General features: G+C 69.7%; 15 protein-coding genes and 2 pseudogenes. 10 read left to right on the top strand and 7 right to left on the bottom strand.

Features of this window, described 5'->3' with window-relative positions; translation table 11 throughout:
* Positions 1 to 237: 237 nt before the first annotated feature.
* Both FHR32_RS30395 and FHR32_RS30390 read right to left on the bottom strand, forming a co-directional pair.
* Positions 238 to 825, bottom strand: coding sequence for a recombinase family protein (locus FHR32_RS30395; RefSeq protein ID WP_184757991.1), 588 nt, complete (start codon positions 823 to 825; stop codon positions 238 to 240).
* A gap of 183 nt (positions 826 to 1,008) precedes the next feature.
* Complete coding sequence (locus tag FHR32_RS30390; RefSeq protein ID WP_184757990.1) at positions 1,009 to 4,263, bottom strand: ATP-binding protein; 3,255 nt, start codon at positions 4,261 to 4,263, stop codon at positions 1,009 to 1,011.
* A gap of 105 nt (positions 4,264 to 4,368) precedes the next feature.
* On the opposite strand from FHR32_RS30390, the gene FHR32_RS30385 reads away from it, so the two are divergent.
* The 4 genes from FHR32_RS30385 (at position 4,369) to FHR32_RS30370 (ending at position 7,306) form a co-directional block, all read left to right on the top strand.
* A complete protein-coding gene (locus tag FHR32_RS30385; RefSeq protein WP_184757989.1) occupies positions 4,369 to 5,010 on the top strand; it encodes a hemerythrin domain-containing protein in 642 nt (213 codons plus the stop codon).
* A gap of 97 nt (positions 5,011 to 5,107) precedes the next feature.
* Positions 5,108 to 5,521, top strand: a complete 414-nt coding sequence (locus FHR32_RS30380; protein WP_184757988.1) for a DUF4267 domain-containing protein — start codon at positions 5,108 to 5,110, stop codon at positions 5,519 to 5,521.
* 45 nt (positions 5,522 to 5,566) lie between these two features.
* A complete protein-coding gene (locus tag FHR32_RS30375) occupies positions 5,567 to 5,944 on the top strand; it encodes a DUF4267 domain-containing protein (protein ID WP_184757987.1) in 378 nt (125 codons plus the stop codon).
* A gap of 51 nt (positions 5,945 to 5,995) precedes the next feature.
* Positions 5,996 to 7,306, top strand: coding sequence for an FAD-binding oxidoreductase (locus tag FHR32_RS30370; RefSeq protein ID WP_184757986.1), 1,311 nt, complete (start codon positions 5,996 to 5,998; stop codon positions 7,304 to 7,306).
* 169 nt (positions 7,307 to 7,475) lie between these two features.
* Here the strand turns inward: FHR32_RS30370 and FHR32_RS30365 are convergent, their stop codons facing one another.
* The 3 genes from FHR32_RS30365 to FHR32_RS30355 all read right to left on the bottom strand — a co-directional run bounded on the left by FHR32_RS30365 (position 7,476) and on the right by FHR32_RS30355 (position 12,103).
* The gene (locus tag FHR32_RS30365) at positions 7,476 to 8,924 is read right to left on the bottom strand and encodes a Tn3 family transposase (protein ID WP_184757985.1); all 1,449 of its coding nucleotides are present in this window, start codon (positions 8,922 to 8,924) and stop codon (positions 7,476 to 7,478) included.
* A gap of 324 nt (positions 8,925 to 9,248) precedes the next feature.
* A complete protein-coding gene (locus FHR32_RS30360) occupies positions 9,249 to 10,703 on the bottom strand; it encodes a transposase (RefSeq protein WP_184758753.1) in 1,455 nt (484 codons plus the stop codon).
* Between the two features lie 392 nt (positions 10,704 to 11,095).
* Positions 11,096 to 12,103: a helix-turn-helix transcriptional regulator gene (locus tag FHR32_RS30355; RefSeq protein ID WP_184757984.1), complete on the bottom strand. Its 1,008-nt coding sequence runs from the start codon at positions 12,101 to 12,103 to the stop codon at positions 11,096 to 11,098.
* A gap of 103 nt (positions 12,104 to 12,206) precedes the next feature.
* On the opposite strand from FHR32_RS30355, the gene FHR32_RS30350 reads away from it, so the two are divergent.
* From FHR32_RS30350 to FHR32_RS30340, 3 genes and pseudogenes are all read left to right on the top strand, one after another.
* Positions 12,207 to 12,632, top strand: coding sequence for a VOC family protein (locus FHR32_RS30350; RefSeq protein ID WP_184757983.1), 426 nt, complete (start codon positions 12,207 to 12,209; stop codon positions 12,630 to 12,632).
* 69 nt (positions 12,633 to 12,701) lie between these two features.
* A complete protein-coding gene (locus FHR32_RS30345) occupies positions 12,702 to 13,628 on the top strand; it encodes an aldo/keto reductase (RefSeq protein ID WP_184757982.1) in 927 nt (308 codons plus the stop codon).
* A pseudogene (locus tag FHR32_RS30340) lies at positions 13,625 to 14,053 on the top strand (DNA glycosylase AlkZ-like family protein); the annotation flags it as partial. The gene FHR32_RS30345 and the pseudogene FHR32_RS30340, both read left to right, overlap by 4 nt.
* A 109-nt stretch (positions 14,054 to 14,162) precedes the next feature.
* Here FHR32_RS30340 and FHR32_RS30335 read toward each other — a convergent pair.
* Positions 14,163 to 14,942, bottom strand: a complete 780-nt coding sequence (locus FHR32_RS30335; protein WP_184753075.1) for a transposase family protein — start codon at positions 14,940 to 14,942, stop codon at positions 14,163 to 14,165.
* A 188-nt stretch (positions 14,943 to 15,130) separates the two neighbouring features.
* Positions 15,131 to 15,679, bottom strand: coding sequence for a hypothetical protein (locus FHR32_RS30330; RefSeq protein ID WP_184753076.1), 549 nt, complete (start codon positions 15,677 to 15,679; stop codon positions 15,131 to 15,133).
* Positions 15,680 to 15,900: 221 nt separating this feature from the next.
* Between FHR32_RS30330 and FHR32_RS30325 the strand changes: the two are divergent.
* From FHR32_RS30325 to FHR32_RS30315, 3 genes and pseudogenes are all read left to right on the top strand, one after another.
* Positions 15,901 to 16,566, top strand: a pseudogene (locus FHR32_RS30325) (DNA glycosylase AlkZ-like family protein); the annotation flags it as partial.
* A gap of 319 nt (positions 16,567 to 16,885) precedes the next feature.
* Entirely contained in the window at positions 16,886 to 17,104 is a 219-nt protein-coding gene (locus FHR32_RS30320; RefSeq protein ID WP_184757981.1) for an IS66 family transposase zinc-finger binding domain-containing protein, read from the top strand.
* Between the two features lie 584 nt (positions 17,105 to 17,688).
* Entirely contained in the window at positions 17,689 to 19,053 is a 1,365-nt protein-coding gene (locus FHR32_RS30315; protein WP_184757980.1) for a pentapeptide repeat-containing protein, read from the top strand.
* Positions 19,054 to 19,090 lie beyond the last annotated feature (37 nt).

Raw genomic sequence — 19,090 nt, 5'->3', positions numbered from 1 at the left:
GCGAGCCGGAGTGCTCACCTGCCAATGGCTACCAGGCACCGAGTCTGCCCGGACACCAACCATCCCAGCAGGCTCAGCGGTTCCATTAGCGAGCCGTTGGGACCCGGGCTATCGCCACTGGCCGTTCTGATGCGACCACTCATGGGCGTAGGTCACAGGCCGTCCGATTGATCCTGGCCAGGTGGCCCGGAGCTCCCATAGCCACGGCGAGGGGCAGGGCAGGCGATGATCCGCTTTCTACCTGGCGGTTTCTGGGGCTCCGTGGATGATGCGGTGGATGGTGGAGCGCCCGACGCTGTACTCGACGGCCAGGTCGGCCAGGGAGACCTCGCCTTCGGCGTAGCGGCGGCGGATGGAACGCCGCGCCGGTTCGGGCAGCTTGGGCTGCTTGCCCTTGAGCTTGCCGTTCCTCTTGGCCAGAGCCATGCCCTCGCGGGTCCGCTGGTGCCCGATGTTTGCTTCGAACTCGGCGACCATGGCGAGGGTCTGCAGGAAGAGCCGGCCGAACGGGTCGTTCCAGTCGTAGACGGAGGCTCCCAGGCCGAACAGCACGCCGCGGTCGGACGGGTCGGTCAGGATGTCGTTGGCTTCGGCCATGTTGCGGGCGAAGCGATCGAACTTGGTGACGGTGAACACGGTGCCGTCCCAGACAGCGGCCAGGGCCTGGTCGAGACCGGCGCGGTTGCGGCGGGTGGTGCCGGAGAAACCGCGGTCGATGTAGATGCGGTCCTCGGGAACGTCGAGCGCGAGGAGTTGCTCGGTCTGGATGATGACGTCTTGTTCATCGGTGCTGCAGCGCGCGTAGCCGACCCGGGTCCCGTTCACGCTCTGAAGTGTTCCGGATAGGGGGCCTTAACCGGAACAGTTCGCGGAACACCTATACGGAACACCCTGACCTGGGGCCTGTTCCGGTTGCGCGGTGTTCCGCTGAGGGATCCCCTAACGGAACAGCCCCCGGCCCCGAGGGCAGCGCAAAGGTTTGCGAATCTTCCGTCCGGGCTGGGCTGGTCAGAGGTGTGCGCGGGCTGGGGCGGACCAGTGGGGGGCGTTCCAGCGGTCGGCGATGGCGGCGGCCCGGGCGAAGTGGGCGGCGGCCTCGTCGTCGCGGCCGAGCAGCAGCGCCAGCTCGCCGAGCGTGTGGGCGGCCGGGCGCACGGCCAGCGACAGGCTGGTGGCGCCGGCCGGAGGACCGTCGCGATGGGGGAGCAGGGCCGCGTAGCACTCCTCGGCGGCGCCGGTGTCGTTCAGTGCGGTGTCGTTCAGTGCGATGACGGCCATGGCGCGCAGGGTGGTCAGGAAGGCGAAGAAGAAGTCGGGCCGGATCGGGCCCGGTGACGTGCGGGCCCGGCGTGCCTCGTCGCTGCGGCCGGCGGCGTGGAGGGCGAGCGCGAGCAGGTCGGCGACCATCGGGCCGAGCGCCTCGTGGAGAGCGCGCACGTCGTCCAGGTGGTCGCCGAGCGTGCCGTCGTTCAGCCAGATCGCCGCCAGCGCGAGGCGGACGAAGCCGGCGTGCACCGATCCGGCGCGTTCCATGCGTTCGGTGGCCTCGACGTAGAGGCGCTCGGCATCGGCGAACCGGCCCTCGATGAGCACCAGGGTCGCCAGCGCGATCTCGACGGCGCCGATCGCCTCCGGCATCCGATAGGCGCGGGCGAGGTCGAGCGCCTCCCCAGTCACGCGGCGCATCGTCGCCGGGTCGTTGGCCGCAGCGGCGTTCGCGGCCTGGTTGAGCAGCCCGGTCACGCGGTAGACGGGCAGGTCGTGCTCGACGCCGATCTCCACCAGCTCGCGGGAGTACTCCTCCCGCCCGGGGTCGCTGGCGAGGACCAGGAGCGCCGCGGCCCGGAGGCGGGGATCGGTGGCGAGGTCGAGGGCTTCCCGCGCCGCCGCCATGACCGTCGGATCGTCCTCGCCCACCAGCTCGTTGGCGTACGCGATGAGGAGGCGGGACCGCACGTCGGGGGCGAGACCGGTCCGCTTGAGCAGGCGGCTGAGGCGGCCGACGATGGGACGGTCGACCGTGCCGTACGTGCGGGCCTGCCAGGGGGTGGGCTCGGTCCAGGCGGTGAACGCGGCGATCATCAGGTCGTCGCGGCCGATCGACTCGGCGTACTCCACGGCCTGCTCGCGCGTGTCCCTGGCCGCAGCGACGGCCCCGGCCCTGATCTGCGCCCGGAGCAGCCTGCCGAGCAGGCCGACGCGCTCGTCCGGTTCGCTGGAGTTGGCGACCGCGTCGGTGAGGAGGGCAGCCGCCACGTCGTGGGCGTAGCGTGCCTCGGCCAGCTCGGCGGCCCGCACGCAATAGCCGACGGCCTTCGGCGATCCCGCTCGCGCATAGTGATGGGCGAGCGCCGCGACGTCGCCAGTGCCCTCCAGGGCGGCGGCGATCCGGGCGTGCATCCTTGCGGCCCGCAACCGGCTGACGTCGGCGACCAGCGTGTCCCTGACCAGCGCGTGAACGAACCGGACGCGCCCCGGCCCCGGCTCGTCGAGCAACCCGGCGATGACGCCCGCGTCCAGCGCGTCCAGCACGCCGTCCCCGTCGGAGTCGGCGGCCTGCACGAGCACGTCCACCGAACTTTCCCTGCCGGCCACCGCCGCCAGCCGCAGGACGGACACGCCGCTCTCGGGGAGCCTTGCCAGCCGGCGCCGCAGCACGTCCCGTACGCCCTCGGGGACCTCGGAGAGCGCGACCAGCGCACCCTCGCCGTTCAGCAGCCGCGCGCTCTCCCGCACGTAGAACGGGTTGCCGCCGGTGCGCTCGGCGATCCCCGCCACCGTCGCGTCGTCGGCCTCGCTTTCGGCCCGTACGAGCTCGGCCACCGCCGCGCCGTCGAGCCCGGGCAGTGCGATCCGGAGCGGCGCGGTGCGGGCGAGCGCACCCAGCGTCTCGGTGAGGTGCTCGCTCTCGTCCGGGCGGTACGCCGCGACGACCAGGATCGGGGCCCGCACGCCGACGCCGCCGCCGAGCAGCCCCAGCGTGGTCGTGTCCGCCCAGTGCAGGTCGTCCAGCACGACGGCGACCGGCCGTTCCGTGGCGGCCGCCGCGAGCCAGCCCCACACGGCCCGGCGCAGCCGGAACCGCCCGGCGGCGGCGTCGCTGTCCACCGGCATGGAGTCGGAGAGCAGCGGCGCCAGGTCTTCCGCGAACTCCCCCGGAGGAACGGTCGCGGCGACGGCCCGCAGCGCCTCGACCCACGCCCACGCGGGCGGCGCGCCGTCGACCTCCGGACAACGCCCGGCGGCGACGAGCCAGCCGTCGCGCTCCAACTGCGCGCCGAGGTGCTCCAAGAGCGTCGACTTGCCCAGCCCCGCTTCCCCGGTGACAAGAGCGACGCGCGCCCCATCGGCGGCAGCCTCCCCGGCGGCCGAAACCAGCGCGGCAAGCTCGCCCTCCCGCCCCACGAACGAGGCAGCGCGATGCAGGGTCGCGTCGTGCAGGCGCGCGTCGTGCGGGGATGCGTCGTGCGGGGGTGTGGTGGCCGGGGGCGGGGGGACGGCCGTGCGGAGGATGTCGATGCGCTGGGCGAGGATCGCCTCTTCCAGGGCGACCAGGTCGGGGCCGGGGTCGAGACCGAGTTCGTCGGCGAAGGTGGCGCGGGCGCGGCGGAGCGTCGCCAGGGCGTCGGCCTGGCGGGCGCTGCTCCACAGCGCTAGGGCGTGCAGGCGCCAGCCCTCTTCGCGCAGGGGTTCGTCGCGGGTGAGGCGCTCGGCCTCGGGGACCACCGAGGCGGGGTCGCCCGTCCGCAGGCCCGCCGCGACGTGGAGCTCGCGGGCGACCAGGCGCAGCTCGTTCAGGCGGGCGGTCTCGGCGGCGGCCCACGGCTCGTCGGCGACCTCGGCGAACGCGGGTCCCTGCCATAGGCCCAGTGCCTCGGCCAGCCGGGCGCGGGCGGCCTGAGGCTCGGTGAGCGTGCGGGCCTCGTCGAGCAGGTCCTCGAAACGCCACGCGTCCACCGACTTCGGCGGCAGCCGCAGTGCGTAGCCGGGGGAGGCGCTCACCAGGAGGCGGGCCGGGGTTCGGGGCGGGCGGCCGGGCTCCAGCAGCCGGCGCAGGTTGGAGACGTACGCCTGCAGGGAGGCCAGCGCACGGGATGGCGGCTCGCCGCGCCAGAGGTCCTCGATCATCCGGTCGACCGACACGACCTGTCCGCGCGCCGCGACCAGGAGGGCCAGGACGCCGCGCTGCCGCGGCCCGCCCAGGGGAACGGACTCGCCGTTGACCTCGGCGCCGAAAGAGCCCAAAACCCGAATCAAGACCATGACGTGGGACATCGTACGCGCGCGGGTGTTCCAAGTCAGTTCCAAGTGCCTTCCAAACGCCCGGAGCAGCCTTAACACGTCGAACCGATGAAGGGCAGGAACGAAATGAGCGTCAACACCCAGGACATGGAGATCGTCCACCGCGCCTTCCGCCGAGAGTCGCGGCTGCTGATGGAGCTCGTCGTGGCGGTGGCCCCGGGTGACACCGCTCGCGCCAAGGTGATCGCCGACCACTTCCGCGACTACCGGCTGGGACTGAAGAACCACCACGAGGGCGAGGACGAGCTGCTCTGGCCGCCGCTCCTGTCCCGGGTCGATCTGGAGGCCGACATCGTGCTGCGCATGGAGGCCCAGCACGAACGCGTCGCGGCCACGCTGACCAGGCTGGACGCGGCGGTCCCCGCGTGGGAGGCCACCGCCGGGGCGGACGAGCGCGACACGCTCGTGGCCGCCCTCGCCGACCACCGGGCCGTGCTTCTCGAGCACCTCGACGACGAGGAGGCCACTCTCCTTCCGCTCGCGGCCGAGCACATCACCGAAAAGGAATGGGCCTCCCTGGGCGACCACCTGGTGGCCAACACGCCCAAGCTCACCCTGCTCACCCTCTTCGGCCTCGTCCTGGAGGATGCGAACCCGGCCGAGCGCGCCACGCTCCTGTCCGCCCTTCCCGCTCCGGTACGCGGCATCTGGCACATCATCGGCCGCCCCCGCTACGCCCGCCACATCAGCCGCGTCCGCGCCGCCTGACCAGACCCACACGACTCCCAAGCCCACCAAGCTCCACGAAGCTCACCAAGCTCCACGAAGCTCACCAAGCTCACAAAGACTCGCAAGGAGAAGAACAATGTCGCTGAAGAAGATCAACACCGTCCTGGCCGCCGCCTTCATCCTCTTCATCCTCTGGTTCGGGGTGGAGTTCATCCTGAGCCCGGAGACGACGGCGCCGGGCTTCGGCCTGCCGAGCTGGCCGTCCGGCGACGGCGACGGCTTCCTGATCATCAAGGGAATCCGCGACGTCGTCTTGGCCCTGGTCCTGGGCATCCTGCTGGTGACGGGCCACCGCCGGGCGCTGGGCTGGGTGCTGCTGGTGGAGGCCCTCGCCGCGTACGGCGACATGACCACCGTGCTGGCCCACCACGGCTCCGTGGCCACCGCGCTCGGCGTCCACGGCCTGACCGCGACGCTGATCGTGGTCAACGGCCTGCTGATGATGCGCGAGACCCGCAAGGTCGCGGCCGCTCCGGCGACGCCCGCCTGATGCCATCGCCCCGCCGAGGGCCAATCGGGATTGAGGGGACAACTCATGCTCAGCAACATCGCCACTGTGCTCGCCGGACTGATCGGCGCGGGCATCATCTTCATGGGCGCCCGCGCCTTCTGGGCGCCACAGGCCGCGGTCGGCTTCGGGATCCCCGACACGCCGACCGAGGACCCCAGCTTCCACGCCTGGCTGTCGGTCAAGGGCGTGCGCGACATCGCCGCAGGGGTCTTCATCTTCATCGTGCTGGCCGGCGGGACAACCCATCTGCTGGGCTGGTTCATGCTGGCCGCCAGCTTCATTCCCGTCGGCGATGCGGTGATCGTGCTGCGCAGCAACGGGCCCAAGGCGGCCGTCTACGGCATCCACGGCGCCACCGCCGTGGTGATGCTGGCGATCAGTGTGCTCCTGCTCGTCGCGTAAACCGCGTGGTCCGGCAGGTGCATTTCCGAGAACTTGAAGAGGGAGACGACTATGACGATCAACGATGTGCGCGGTGTCCTCAAGGGGCGCGTGCTCCTGCCTGATGACGACGGCTTTGAGCAGGCGGCCACCGCGTGGAACCTCACCGTCAGGCAGCCGGTCGCGGCTGTGGTGGAGGCCGCGGACGCCGATGACGTGGCGGCGCTCGTGCGTTACGCGCGGCGGGCGGGTATGACGGTGACCGCGCAGCCGAGCGGGCATGGCGCCTCGGGTGATGTGGAAGGCCTGATCCTGTTGCGTACCGGCCTGCTGAACGAGGTGGAGGTACGCGCGGGGGAGCGCGTGGTCCGGGTGGGCGCGGGCGTGAAGTGGGGGCAGGTGCTGGCGGCGGCCGGTCCGCTGGGTCTGACCGGCCTGTCCGGCAGTGCGCCGGGGGTCAGCGTGACCGGCTACACCTTGGGCGGTGGGGTCGGCTGGTTCAGCCGCAAGTACGGCTTCGCCTCCGACAGCGTGCGGGCTATCGACATCGTGGACGCCGATGGCGAGCCGGGCCGGGTGACCGCCGAGTCCGATCCCGAGCTGTTCTGGGCGCTGCGCGGCGGTGGCGGGGACTTCGCGGTGGTGACCGCCCTCGAACTCGAGCTGTATCCCGCGCCAGTCCTGTACGGCGGGCGCGTGATCTGGCCGGAGCACCGGACCAGGGAGGTGTACGACGCGTTCCTGGAGATCACCGCCGAGGCGCCGCGTGAACTCAGTGTCTGGATCAACCGGCTCCAGCCCCCCGGCGCGTCGCCGATGGTGACGCTGGATCTGGCCTACCTGGGTGAGGCGGCTCAGGGGGAGGACCTGCTGGCGCGCATCGACAAGATCGAGGGCGCGATCTCCGACAGCCGCGGCGTCGTCCCGGTTGCCGATCTGGGTGACATCGCCGCCGAGCCCACCGATCCGGCCCCATCCATCGCTCGTGCGGAGCTGCTCACCGGCCTGGACGCGGACGCGGTGGAGCTCCTGCTGGCCAAGCCGGTCGAACCGCTCATCAACGTGCAGATCAGGCACCTGGGCGGGGCGCTCGCCGAGCCGGGCGGCGGGGCCGGTGCGAGCGGCGCGGTGGCTGAGCCCTACCTGCTCGGCCTGCTGGGTCTCGGCCTGCCGCACGCGGCCGATGCGACGCGCGCCAAGCAGGCCGAGGTCGTGGCCGACCTGGAGGCCTACATCAGCGGCCGCAAGCCGTACACCGTGCTGTCCCCCGGTGACATGGCGGCGAAGTCCTTCTCCGGCAGCGCGCTCGCGCGGCTGCGGGAGATCAAGCGGGCCCGTGACCCGCACAACGTGTTCCGTGCGAACTACCCGGTGCTCGGATAGATCGGTTCCCAGCAGGTCACGGCCCCTCCGCCCACCGGGGCGGCGGGGCCGCACCGAACCCGCGTGACAGATGTCGCCGCGAGCACTGTGAAGGCACACCCTGTCCGGAGACATCGCCTGGTCAGAGGAACCAGACCGGGTGATCGAAGCCCGCCCGCCAGGGTGACGGTCAGATCTCGTCGTCTTCGGCGCCGTCCGGATCGCGCAGGTCGCGGATGGTGCCGGGGGCCAGGTCGGGAAGCAGGAAGTTGTAGGCGCCGTGCACGCCGAGGTGCCGGCTGACGAAAGGCGATAGCCGGGCCATGTCCTCCTCGCGAACTGGATAGCCCTGCGCCTTCAGCTGACGGACGGCCGCATCCAGGTAGACGGTCGTCCATAGAACGACACAATTCAGAACAAGCCCGAGGACGCCGAGCTGGTTCTCAAGCCCACGTTCATAGCGGTGGTAGAGCTCGCCCTTCTTGCCGTGGCAGATCTTGCGGGCCAGGGCGTGGCGGCCCTCCTGCAGGTTGCGGATGTGCTTGATGTCGCGCCGATAGGTCTCGTCCACGTCGATGTAGGCGAGGATATGGAGGGATTTGAAGATCCTTCCATAGGTGGCGATCGCCTCGCCGAGTGCGGTCGGGTGGCCGTCGCGCTGCAGCATGGTCACCACGTCGTAGGCGCGGACGGTGCCGGTGTAGATCGAGGCGACGACCCTCAGGATGTCGGGCCACATCCGGCGGATCTTGCGCAGGTCGATCCTCCCGCGGGCGAAGGTGCTCAGCGGCCCGTAGTCGGCGCCGGGGTCGATCCGCCAGCCCTTCTGATCGGGCAGGTCCGCCAGCGCGGGCCGGTAGGAGATGTTCAGCAGTTCCAGCAGGCCGAAGGTCAGGTCGCTATACGATCCGGTGTCGGAAACGACGATTTCGGGCAAATCTCCGCCGTCCAGCCCGAAGATGACGTCGACCATGTGCAGGGAGTCGCGGACCGTCCCGGACACGATTTTCGCGCCACGCCCGATTCCTTGATCGTTAATGGCGTTGAGCCAGGTCATGCCACGTTTCGAGCCGAAGAATTTGCGGTTGGGGCGGGCGAAGGCTGCTGGGATGGGGACCACGAACCGCATCCCGTCGACCGCGGCGATCATGCCGCCGCCCCACGCCTGCGCGAGTGGTAATCCGGCCTGCCAGGCGACCAGCGGCGGGTTGGCCAGGCTGAGCGTCTCGGGCCGGAAGTAGTTCTGGAAGACGTGTGACAAACGTGAGCGTTCCAGGGCGGGCACGCCGGCCTTGGCGATCGGCCGATACCCGACGTTCATGGAGTGCGTGGCCAGGCACGCCGCGATCGAGGTTGGCAGGTCTTCCAGCCTGGACCGTCCGCCCGACACCGCGGTGAACGCCTCCACCAGCTGTGGTTCCCAGGTCATCACCTCCAAGATGACCTGGGGCAGGTCCACGCGCGGCAGCATCGCCGCGGTGCGGCCTCGCAGGTCGACCAGCGACGGTGGTTCCTCCACGGCCTTCACTCCGGTCAGGTGGATCTTTCCGGCGTCGTCGATTCGCACCTCGGTGTTGGCGTCCAGCCGGCCGCCGACTTCCCGATAGGCCGCGTCCAGGGCGCGCGTGTGGTCAGCCAAAAGGGCGTCCGGATCGTCCGGAATGATCTCGGCCTCTCAGCCGCACACGCCGCGTGGATCCTGGCCCAGCACGCCGACCAGGATCCGGAGTTTCAGCGCAGTTGTCTGCCGCTCCTGAAGGCCGCTGTCGAGGCGGGCCAGGCCACGCCGTCCGAGTGGGCGTATCTCCTGGGGTCCCGGTAGTACTGGGGAAATTTTCGACGGATCTGCAGGTCGAAGCCCCCGTAAAGGGCTTCGAGCGCCGTCTGGAAACGGACCGCTGACCTGCATATCCGTTGTTTCTTGCGCCGTTAATACCGGGACCCTTGAGCTTGCGATTTAACGTCACTCTCGGTGTTCGTTGCCGGTCGTTACGGTCTTTCGGTAGGGCGGACGCTTGTCCTTCGGCCGGTTCCTTGATCCTTTTGGGCGTCCGGGTCCGGGTCGGGTGAGTTTCGGCGAGCCGGCGGGCGTCCCCAATTTCGCACGGAGACGGCGAAAGCCGAGGCGGACCCGGTACGGGCTGAGCGGCCTTCCCGGTTCGGGGCGTGGATGCCAGGGGCGGCGCAGGTCATCGACGTGCGGGCTGGCCAGCCGGAGTTGGGCGTAGGCGGCCATGATCAGATGCATCCAGCGGTCGGTGGCCTGCGCGGAGGAAAGGTGGGCGCGGGCCATGCCCAGGTAGACCTTGGCGAACCGGTGGAAATGCTCTTGGTCGAAGCGACGCAGGTAGGCCTTCCACAGCAGATCCACCAGATCCAGATCGACCTCGACGGGCCCGGCATGCCACAGCCAGAGATCTTTGGTGGGCTTGCGGCCGTCGGGCAGCCGGTCCACGACGATCTGCAGGACGGTACCGCGCACGATGGGCAGCCGCTCATCGGCGGGGTGACCGGCCCAGCGACCGGTGCGGGTGAGCTTTTGATGCAGGCCCTTCCACGCGCGTACCCTCACGGTGCCGTACCGGGCCGATCCTGCGGCCAGGTCGATGTCCGGGGCATACCGCTTGGCCGCATCCGAGCAGGAGAACTCCTGGCCGTGACGCTTACCCGCGCCCATTTCGCCAGGTCGCCGGGGTTCGGGGTCGGCGTAGAAGACGCGGGTGGCGCGCAGCCGAACCAGGACCTGAACGTGCCGACCGGTCAGCGCGTGGGAGATGTCGGTGGCGTAGTTCCCGGCGTCCAGCATGATCAGCGGCGGCGGATCGCCCCCGGTGAGCCGGCCGGTCGACTCCAGGTCCGCCAGCAGGCCGGTGATCTGCTCGATGGTGACATCGGTGTGCTCCTGGCTCGGCCGCAGCCGGCGCGCCTCGATCGGGTCCACCCATGAGGAGTCTCCCCACTGCACACCCACCAGCAGGCTGTAGGGCCAGCCGGGCAGGAACTTGTCGCCGCCCTTGCCGCGTACCTGCACCATCACCCGCTCGTCGGCATATTCGGCGTCGGGCCGCGCGTCCGGCGTGATGTCCAGCGCGAACATCAACGGCTCGCCCGGCCGGGCCGCGGCAGACACCCCGAGCAGCAGGCGCCGCAGCCCGCCCGCGTCGATCCGGCCCTGATCCAAAGCGGCGTAGACCGAGCCGTGCCCGCGGCGGAACTCCGGCTCCATCGACAACTCCACCGGCGAGCGCACCGGCCCCTGCGCGCACAGCAACGCATCGGTGAGCTCGAACAACGCGTCCGCCCGGCGCCACAAGAGCCGGTGGAGGCCGGCCCGGAAATCGATCAGGGGACGAAGATGTGACCGACCGGATGCCCCAATGTGCTCCGTCACCTCGCGCGCTGCTGCGATAGTCGGCATCTGCGGCCACCTCTCGGGTCTCCGGCGTCTTGACAACACCGAAGATGGAGATGGTGGCCGCTCTCTTGGGCGCGACACGCCGTACCACGACGGTTACATTCCGGTGCATCCCGCCATGTCGCAATAGTCCTACTATCGGCCGCTATCTGCCCCAGACTGCACCAACACCCGGACCTGCTTAAATCGCAAGTTGAGGGGTCCAGCCCACATACTCCCAGAACCCACAACCGATCTCGATGTACCGGATAGCGTGCTTGGGTCGTGCGATCGCCGTCTCGGCGCCCTCGCAGGTCAACGCCGTCCAGCTCGGCGGCATGTACCGGATAAGGAACTGTTATCACGTACATACGAGGGCATGATCAGCCTGGAACCGTGGTCGAGGTGCGCTTGGCTCATTGGGTCGGGGGCGGGTCGGTTGCGGCGATGGCGTAGCGGCGGGCCAGGTGCGCGAAGGCGTCCTTGAGCTCAGTCGGCCCGATGACCTCGATGTCGGCGTCGAACCTGCCGATGGCGGCCGCCAGGCCGGGCCATGACCACGAGCCCAGGACGAGCCTGCAGCGGTTCGGGCCGAGTTCCTCGACGACTCCCTCGCGGGTGTAGCGAGACACGACGGCGGCGGGCAGGTCGAGGATCACCTCGCCGCGGCAGGGCCAGTCGCCCGAGCCGTCGGAGCCCCGAAACCTGCTGGCCACGAACGAGGCCACATCACCTTCGGGCAGCTCGCGCAGGGTGAAGCGCGGTCCTGTGGGGGTACGCGGGGTGATCCGATCGGCGCGAAAGGTACGCCAGTCCTCGCGGTCGAGGTCCCAGGCGACGAGGTACCAGCGCCCGCCCCAGGTGACGAGGTGGTGAGGCTGCACGCGGCGCGGAGGGGGCTCGGTGCGATCGTCGTCGGTACCTCCCGGCGGGGTTTCGGGTGTGTAGTCGAAGCGCAGCACCTCACGGGCGCGGACGGCGGCGCTGAGCGCCGTGAGCACGCCGCTGTCGACCTGTGGGTTCGGCCGGTTCACGGGCCGCTCGATGGCGGTGACCTGGAGGGTGTCGATCCGGTGGCGCAGCCGGGCAGGCATGACCTGCCGGATGGTGGTCAGCGCGCGTGCCGCTGCCTCTTCGATGCCGGCACCAGTGGTGACAGCGATCTGGAGTGCGACGGCAAGGGCGACGGCCTGCTCGTCGTCGAACAGCAACGGGGGCAGCTCCGTACCGGCCTCAAGCCGGTACCCGCCGTCGGGACCTTTGACGGCCACGATGGGGTAACCGAGCTCGCGCAGGCGGTCGACATCGCGGCGCACGGTGCGCGGGCTGATGTCCAGTCGTTCGGCCAGCAACGCCCCCGGCCAGTCCCGGCGCGTCTGGAGCAGCGAGAGCAACGACAGCAGGCGCGCTGAAGTCTTTTGCACAATCCCCATATTACCCAAAGAAGCGGACACAACCTGGCCGCTTCCTCTGCGACTGTGCTCATCGAGCAGGCCAAGCGACAAATCGACAGGCAAGGAGCCCAACATGTCCGTGAACGCTGTAACCCACCTGAACTTTCGAGGTGACGCCCGCGCGGCACTCACGTTCTACCGGTCCGTGTTCGGCGGGGATGTGGCCATGGTCACCTACAAGGACGCCGGGAACGTCCAGGAGCCGTCCGAGGCCGACCAGGTGATGTGGGGCCAGGTCGCCGCAGACAACGGTTTTCGCGTGATGGCCTACGACGTGCCCTCGCGCCTGCCGTGGAACCAGGGAGAGAACGCGTTCTTCGTCTCGGTGCGCGGTGAAGCGACCGAGGAGGTCACCGCGTACTGGGAGAAGCTCACCGACGGCGCGACCATCCTGCAGCCGCTGGGACCCGCGCCGTGGGCGCCCCTGTACGGGATGCTGAAGGACCGGTTCGGCATCACCTGGGTCCTCGACGTCATCAGCGAGTACGACGCGTCCTGACCACCACAGGTCGGGTGGCGGGCATCCGCTACCCGGCCAACACGAGACTCGAAAGGCAAGGACGTAGCAGTGAAACTGCGCGAGCTGGGACGGACCGGGATCCAAGTCAGCCCGTACTGCCTGGGCACCATGATGTTCGGACAGGCCGGCAACACCGACGAGGATGACTGCGTCCGGATCATCCACCAGGCACTGGAGATGGGGATCAACTTCGTCGACACCGCCGACGTGTACGGACCTCGCGGGAAGTCCGAGGAGATCGTCGGCAGGGCACTGAAGGGCCGACGCGACACCATCGTGCTGGCCACCAAGGTCAACGGCTCAATGGGGGAGGACCCCAACCGCGGGGGCAGCTCACGGCGCTGGATCATCACCGCGGTCGAGCACTCGTTGCGGCGGCTGCAGACCGACCACATCGACCTGTACCAGATCCACCACCCCGACCCACGGACCGACATCGAGGAGACGCTGTCGGCCCTGACCGACCTGGTCCGCAGCGGGAAGGTACGCGCCATCGGATCCTCAAACGCCCTAGTGTCGGAGATCGTCGAGGCGCAGTGGGTCACCGGCCGGTGCGGCCTGCAGCGCTTCCGCACCGAGCAGCCCACATACTCCATCCTCAACCGCGGCATCGAGCGCGAGGTCCTGCCCGCCTGCCAGCGCTACGGCATGGGCACGCTGGTGTGGAGCCCGCTGGCGATGGGCCTGCTCACCGGCCGCTACCGCAAGGGTCAGCCCGAGCCGCGGAACGCGCGGATGAACTGGGTGCCCAAGCACCTGACCGACGAACGCAAACTCGACGCCGTCGAGCAGCTCATGCCCTTGGCTGAGGAGGCCGGTCTCTCACTGACCCACCTGGCGATGGCTTTCGCCGTCGCCCACCCGGGCGTCACCTCGGCCATCATCGGTCCCCGCACCGACGTGTCGTACACCCCGCCGGCCATCACCCGCACGGCTCTGCGCCGGCGATCAGCCGACGAGCGTGCCGCGGCGTGACCGTTCTTGATACCCGGGCGCTCAACCGCGCGACGCTGGCCAGGCAGTTGCTACTCGATCGCGTCGACCTGCCAGTGCGCGACGCCGTCGCGCACCTGTGCGGCCTGCAGGCGCAGGAGCCGCAGGAACCGTTCGTCGGGCTCTGGTCGCGGCTGCGCGCGTTCGACCCGGCGGTGCTCTCGGATCTTCTGGTACGGCGGGGCGTCGTGCGGACCCACCTCATGCGCCGCACCGTCCACCTCCTCACCGCCGAGGACACCCTTGCCTGGCGCGCCCGTCACGACACCATGCTGCGTCAACGGGTACTCGGAACCTACCGCCGCGAGCTCGCCGGGGTTGACCTCGACGAGCTCGCGGCGGCGGGCCGGGAGATGATGGCCGACAACGAGCCCCGCTCGATGGCCGAGCTCGCGCGAACGCTTGCCGATCACTGAGATCGTTCCAACTTGAAGTTGCTGGTCAGGGGCCTGGTGTGATCCGTTGAGGGCATGCTCTGGCTGGTGGTGGGTACTGATCATGGTGGGTGATCATCGGTCAGCGGGTGTGTTCGGTGATGGCCAGGACCATCAGCGCGCGGAGCAGCTTGGTGACGTGGATGGCGTCCAGGCGGAGCTTGGTGAGGATGCGCCAGGCCTTCAACGTGGCGAAGCCGTGCTCGACGGGGGCGCGTTCGGCGCTGATGAGCCGGTTGACCTGCTTTTGCGCGGGGGTGAGGGGCCTGCCGCGGGTGGCTTTGCGGCCGGTGATGATGACCGGATTGTCGTCATCGTCGTCCAGGCCGACGAAGCCGAGGTCGGCGATAGCGCCCAGCCCGGCCTCGCGCAGGCGGGCGGTGAGGCGGTTGTGCCGGGCGGTGGTGATCTCCGATGCGCGACCAGGCCGGACGGCGGAGACCCACAGCAGGTTGCCGCGGGTGTCGGTGAGCGCCACCACGAGCAGCCCGTGGGCCTTGTGCTTGCCCGAGTAGTTCCTGCGGTTGTCGGCTCCGGTGCGGCGGCGGGTGCGGATCAGGGTGCCATCCAGCAGGACGACCTCACCACCGGCTTTGGCGATCTTCTTCAGGGCGCGGTCCAGGCGGGGTGCGCGGGCGGCGAGCAGTTCGACGGTCTCCAGCATCCAGCGTCGCACGGTGGAGGCCGAGACGTTGTTGGCGCCGGCCATGTCGGCCAGGCGCTGGTCATGGCGTAAGACGGCCAGCACGATGGTGGCGATCTTCCCGGCGGGCAGTTTCCGCCAGCGCGAGCCGATGGTCTTGAGATGAGCGCGCAGCAGGTCGGCCAGGAAGGTGAGGGTTTGGGTGGACAGCGGCAGCATGCAGGAGTAGACAGGCGAGGGCGTGTCTTCGGCGGACGTCGAAGCCTTCGACGTTGTCGATGTCGTGGTTTTGGTTGTGGTCACACGCCGCCAGGCCCCCGCCGGGGACACGCTCGGGATGTTTCACCCGGGCAGGGCCTGGCCAGGGGCTGCGGGAAGCGGCAGTGGGCGCAGTGGGCCGCCCGAGGTCAGGGGGCGAACGCGCCGCTGGGGGTCTTGCGCAGCCAGCCCCGCTCGGCCAGCCGGTTCAGCTTGGCCCGCACGCCTTCGACCTGCCCCGATTCGGTGGAAAGGCTGAGCTGGGCGCAGATCGCCTTGCAGATGAGGGGGCCGTCGGCGGCGCGTACCGCGGCCAGTAGCGCCTGGTAGTCGGCGGGCAGCTCATCAGTGCCGGCAGCGTGGTGACGGTGCGGGATCAGCAAACCGCCGGGCACGGGCACGGACGCGGGTACGGGTACGGGTATGGGGCGCAGCTCTATCCCCTGGGAGGCCTGCTCTGCTGCCTGGGCTGGGGTGAGCATCACCTGGTAGAACGGCGTCGGCTCACCGCCGGGCTCGCCGGGTGCGTTGAGCTGCTCGGCGGGATCGTCGGCGAGGAGTTCCTTGACCACCTGCTCGGCCACACGCAGCCGGTCCATCTCGTCTTCGGTCTCGGCCAGTTGCTCGCGCAACCGATCGGCGTGCGTGCCCAGCGCGACCAGGCGCATGGTGATGCGCTCCAGCAGCGGTGACGACATGGCTTCCCCCGGCCGACAAGACAACGATTACCTGGCGAGATCACCAGGACACGGACGATAACGACCCCAGGCCGGGCAGCGCAGACGAAAGCCGGAAGATCCACATTTGCCCCCGGCGGACGATCGAGACCCATGATCCCAGCCGTCTACCAGGAGAGAGCACACTCAACACCGCCAGGCCACCCCCTCCGACCTGCGAGGACAGGATGGAACTAGCTCACTGGCCGGCACCGGGAACACGGGCACTGGGCGAGATGCTGGTCGCCGCCCTCATCCCTATGGTGCAGCTGCCGCCGCGCGGGCTGTGGCGCACCAAAGCGAGAGTGCGCAACGCTCTGCTCTCCACCTGGCTGGGCCGCGAAATCGACCCTCCCTCCCCCGACGGCTCCGACCCGGTCGGCCAGGCGCTGGTCCGGCGCTACCTGGCCGCCTTCGGCCCCGCGGCCACCGCCGACCTGCGCGCCTGGTGCGGCCTGGCCGGGCTCCCAGCCGCGGTGGCCGCGATACGCGAGGAGCTCGTCTCCTTCCGCGACGAGCGCGGCCGGGAACTGCTGGACCTCCCCGCCGCGCCGCGCCCCGACCCGGGCACACCCGCCCCGGTACGGTTCTTGCCTGCCTTCGACAACGCGATCCTCGGCTACCACGACCGTGGCCGGATCATCGACGACGCCCACCGCGGCCTGTCCGTCGCCGGCGCTCGCATGGTCCTCCTTGACGGCCGGGCCGCCGCGACCTGGACCGTTGAGGCGGGCACTGTGGTCGTCACCCCGCTGCGCCCCTTCTCCCAAGCCGACCGCACCGCTGTCGCCGAGGAAGGGCGGGCACTGGCGCCGTTCCTGTCTGATAACGACAGCCGCCGCGTACAGATCGCCGCGCCTCCCCGCTGAGCCGTACACCCGCGAACAGCTTCCATTGAGCACGGGATCGGGTGGTCACGCTCCACCAGATCAAGCGCAAACCATCGCGCCGATAAAACGCACTACCAGTCGAGGGCGAGCCCCGACCACAGCCAGGGCGGCCGGGGCCGCCACATGATCCTCGCGAGCACCGACACTCCACGCCCCTGCCGAACACGGACGCTCACCCAGGCAGGAACACACCCGCCAGTAACCACCTCGACGTCACCGCAGGTCGCGACTATATCCGACCGAAACTTCGTCAGTGCTACCGGGACCCCGACCCGGAGCGCCCGGGTCAGGGCTGAGCATGGCCGAGGTGCCCGACGAGATCGCCGATCATGTGCCGCCTGCGTGCACCGGCTGCGGATCTGGCCTGTCCGCGAGCGACAGCGTCGGCTTTGTCCGTCGTCAGGTGCGTGACATTCCGCTGGTCACGGTGATGGTGACCGAGCATCGGGCCCACCGCTGCCAGTGCGCGTGCGGCACGGTCACCTCCGGGGTCGAGGAACGAGAGGACAGCCATTAGCGGTGAGATGGATCATGGTACAGATGGTCACCGCGACCTGCGGAAACACTCAAGGTCGCGTTATCGCGCCAGACTCTCCCGCCACGTTCGGGCCGACGCTGACTCAACGCCGTTGTCGTGCACACCCGTCCTGACATGCTCGAACATCCCGTACCGCTAATGGCTGTCCCGTCGTTCCTCGACCCCGATCCCGGAGCCTGCCCGCCCGGCGAGGGCATGCCTTTTAGGCCCTCCGCTCGGGTCGCTGCCACCAGACGCAAAGTAGCGCTGAGTAATCAGTGTCACGCCGTGTGGTCGCGAGGGTTGATCATCTCCTGTTCCACTGGGCCAGCGGACCTGGTGCAATCATCAGCATGGCTGGTAAACCCCTGCTTTTCCGCGCAGCCCTCACGTTGGCCGCGCTCCTCACGTCGGCCGCAGCCGGAGTCGCCTTCGCCTCCTCAACTAGGGGGCGGACACCGCACCCACCGCCACCAGTGGAGTCAGAACCAGCCCCAGCACAGCCGTCAGACAACCCCCCACCGCCCGCACCGCCACGCCACAGGTGGTGGCGGCGCGGGCGCTGGCTGGTCCCGCTCCTGGCATTGATCGCCACCTGCGCCTGGGCCTCGATCATGTGGACAGGACCAACCTGGGAGCGCTGGGTCTTAGCGGGCGTCGCGCTTACGCTGGCGGCCTGCCTTGCGCTCGCGGCCCTCATCGGGCCGGCCGCCCGATACCTCGCCGGCGAACGCACCCCGCTCACGGACGTCGAACGCACAGAGATGACCGCGGCCGAACGGGTGGAGGCAGTCAACTCCGCGCGTCACACGCTCGTCCAGGCAGTGACCGGGCTAGTCGTGATCGGCGGTGTCGTATTCACGGCACTGGGGCTCTGGTACACCGCTCAAACGCTGAACACCACCCAGGAGGGGCAGATCACCGACCGGTACACGAAAGCCATCGAACAGCTCGGTTCCACCAAATCCGACGTACGACTGGGCGGCATCTACGCCCTGCAACGCCTGACCACTGACTCCACTCGCGACCGGGACAGCATCCGCAATGTGTTGTCGGCGTTCGTCCGCAACCACGACGGGTGCGCTCTTCAACCCGGTGAGAAAACCCCGCCCAAGCGATGCAGTGACGCCGGGGAAGATAACGGCTCCTACGTGCGTCTCCCTGCCGATGTAGTCGCGGCGTTGACCATTGCTCCCACTCTGGCCGCATTCGATGAAAGCGGCGAGGTTAATGACCGCGCAGACTTCTCCTTCAGCCGCTTTCCCAAAGCGTTCCTGACCAGCGCGTTCCTGCGCGGCGCGGACCTGACCGAAGCGGACCTGCGCGGCGCGAACCTGACCGGCGCGGACCTGCGCGGCGCGGACCTGACCCGCGCGGTCCTGAACGGCGCGAACCTGACCGACGCGGACCTGACCGGCGCGTTCCTGAACGGCGCGAAGCTGAACGGCGCGAACCTGACCGGCACGGACCTGACCCGCGCGGTCCTGAACGGCGCGAACCTGACCGACGCGGACCTGACCGGCGCGTTCCTGAACGGCGCGAAGCTGAACGGCGCGGACCTGACCGGCGCGGACCTGACCCGCGCGGTCCTGCGCGGCGCGGTCCTGCGCGGCGCGGACCTGGGCGCGGACCTGACCGGCACGGACCTGGGCGCGGACCTGACCGGCGCGGACCTGACCGGCGCGGACCTGACCCGCGCGGTCCTGCGCGGCGCGGTCCTGCGCGGCGCGGACCTGGGCGCGGACCTGACCGGCACGGACCTGGGCGCGGACCTGACCGGCGCGGACCTGACCGGCGCGGACCTGACCGGCGCGGACCTGACCGGCGCGGACCTGACCCGCGCGGTCCTGCGCGGCGCCGACTTGAGGGGTGTGCGCGGGATAACTGAGCAGCAGGTGCGGGGGATGGCCATCGATGTCTCGGACATGAAGTTCGGGCCGCTGGAGTAGCTCACCAACGAGGCCTGGGGCTCGTCCTGCTCCCTGC

The sequence above is a fragment of the Streptosporangium album genome (genome assembly GCF_014203795.1).
GTDB classification, from domain to species: domain Bacteria; phylum Actinomycetota; class Actinomycetes; order Streptosporangiales; family Streptosporangiaceae; genus Streptosporangium; species Streptosporangium album.
The sequence above is the reverse complement of the archived record's forward strand: the minus strand, read 5'-3'. Positions and strand labels throughout refer to the sequence as shown.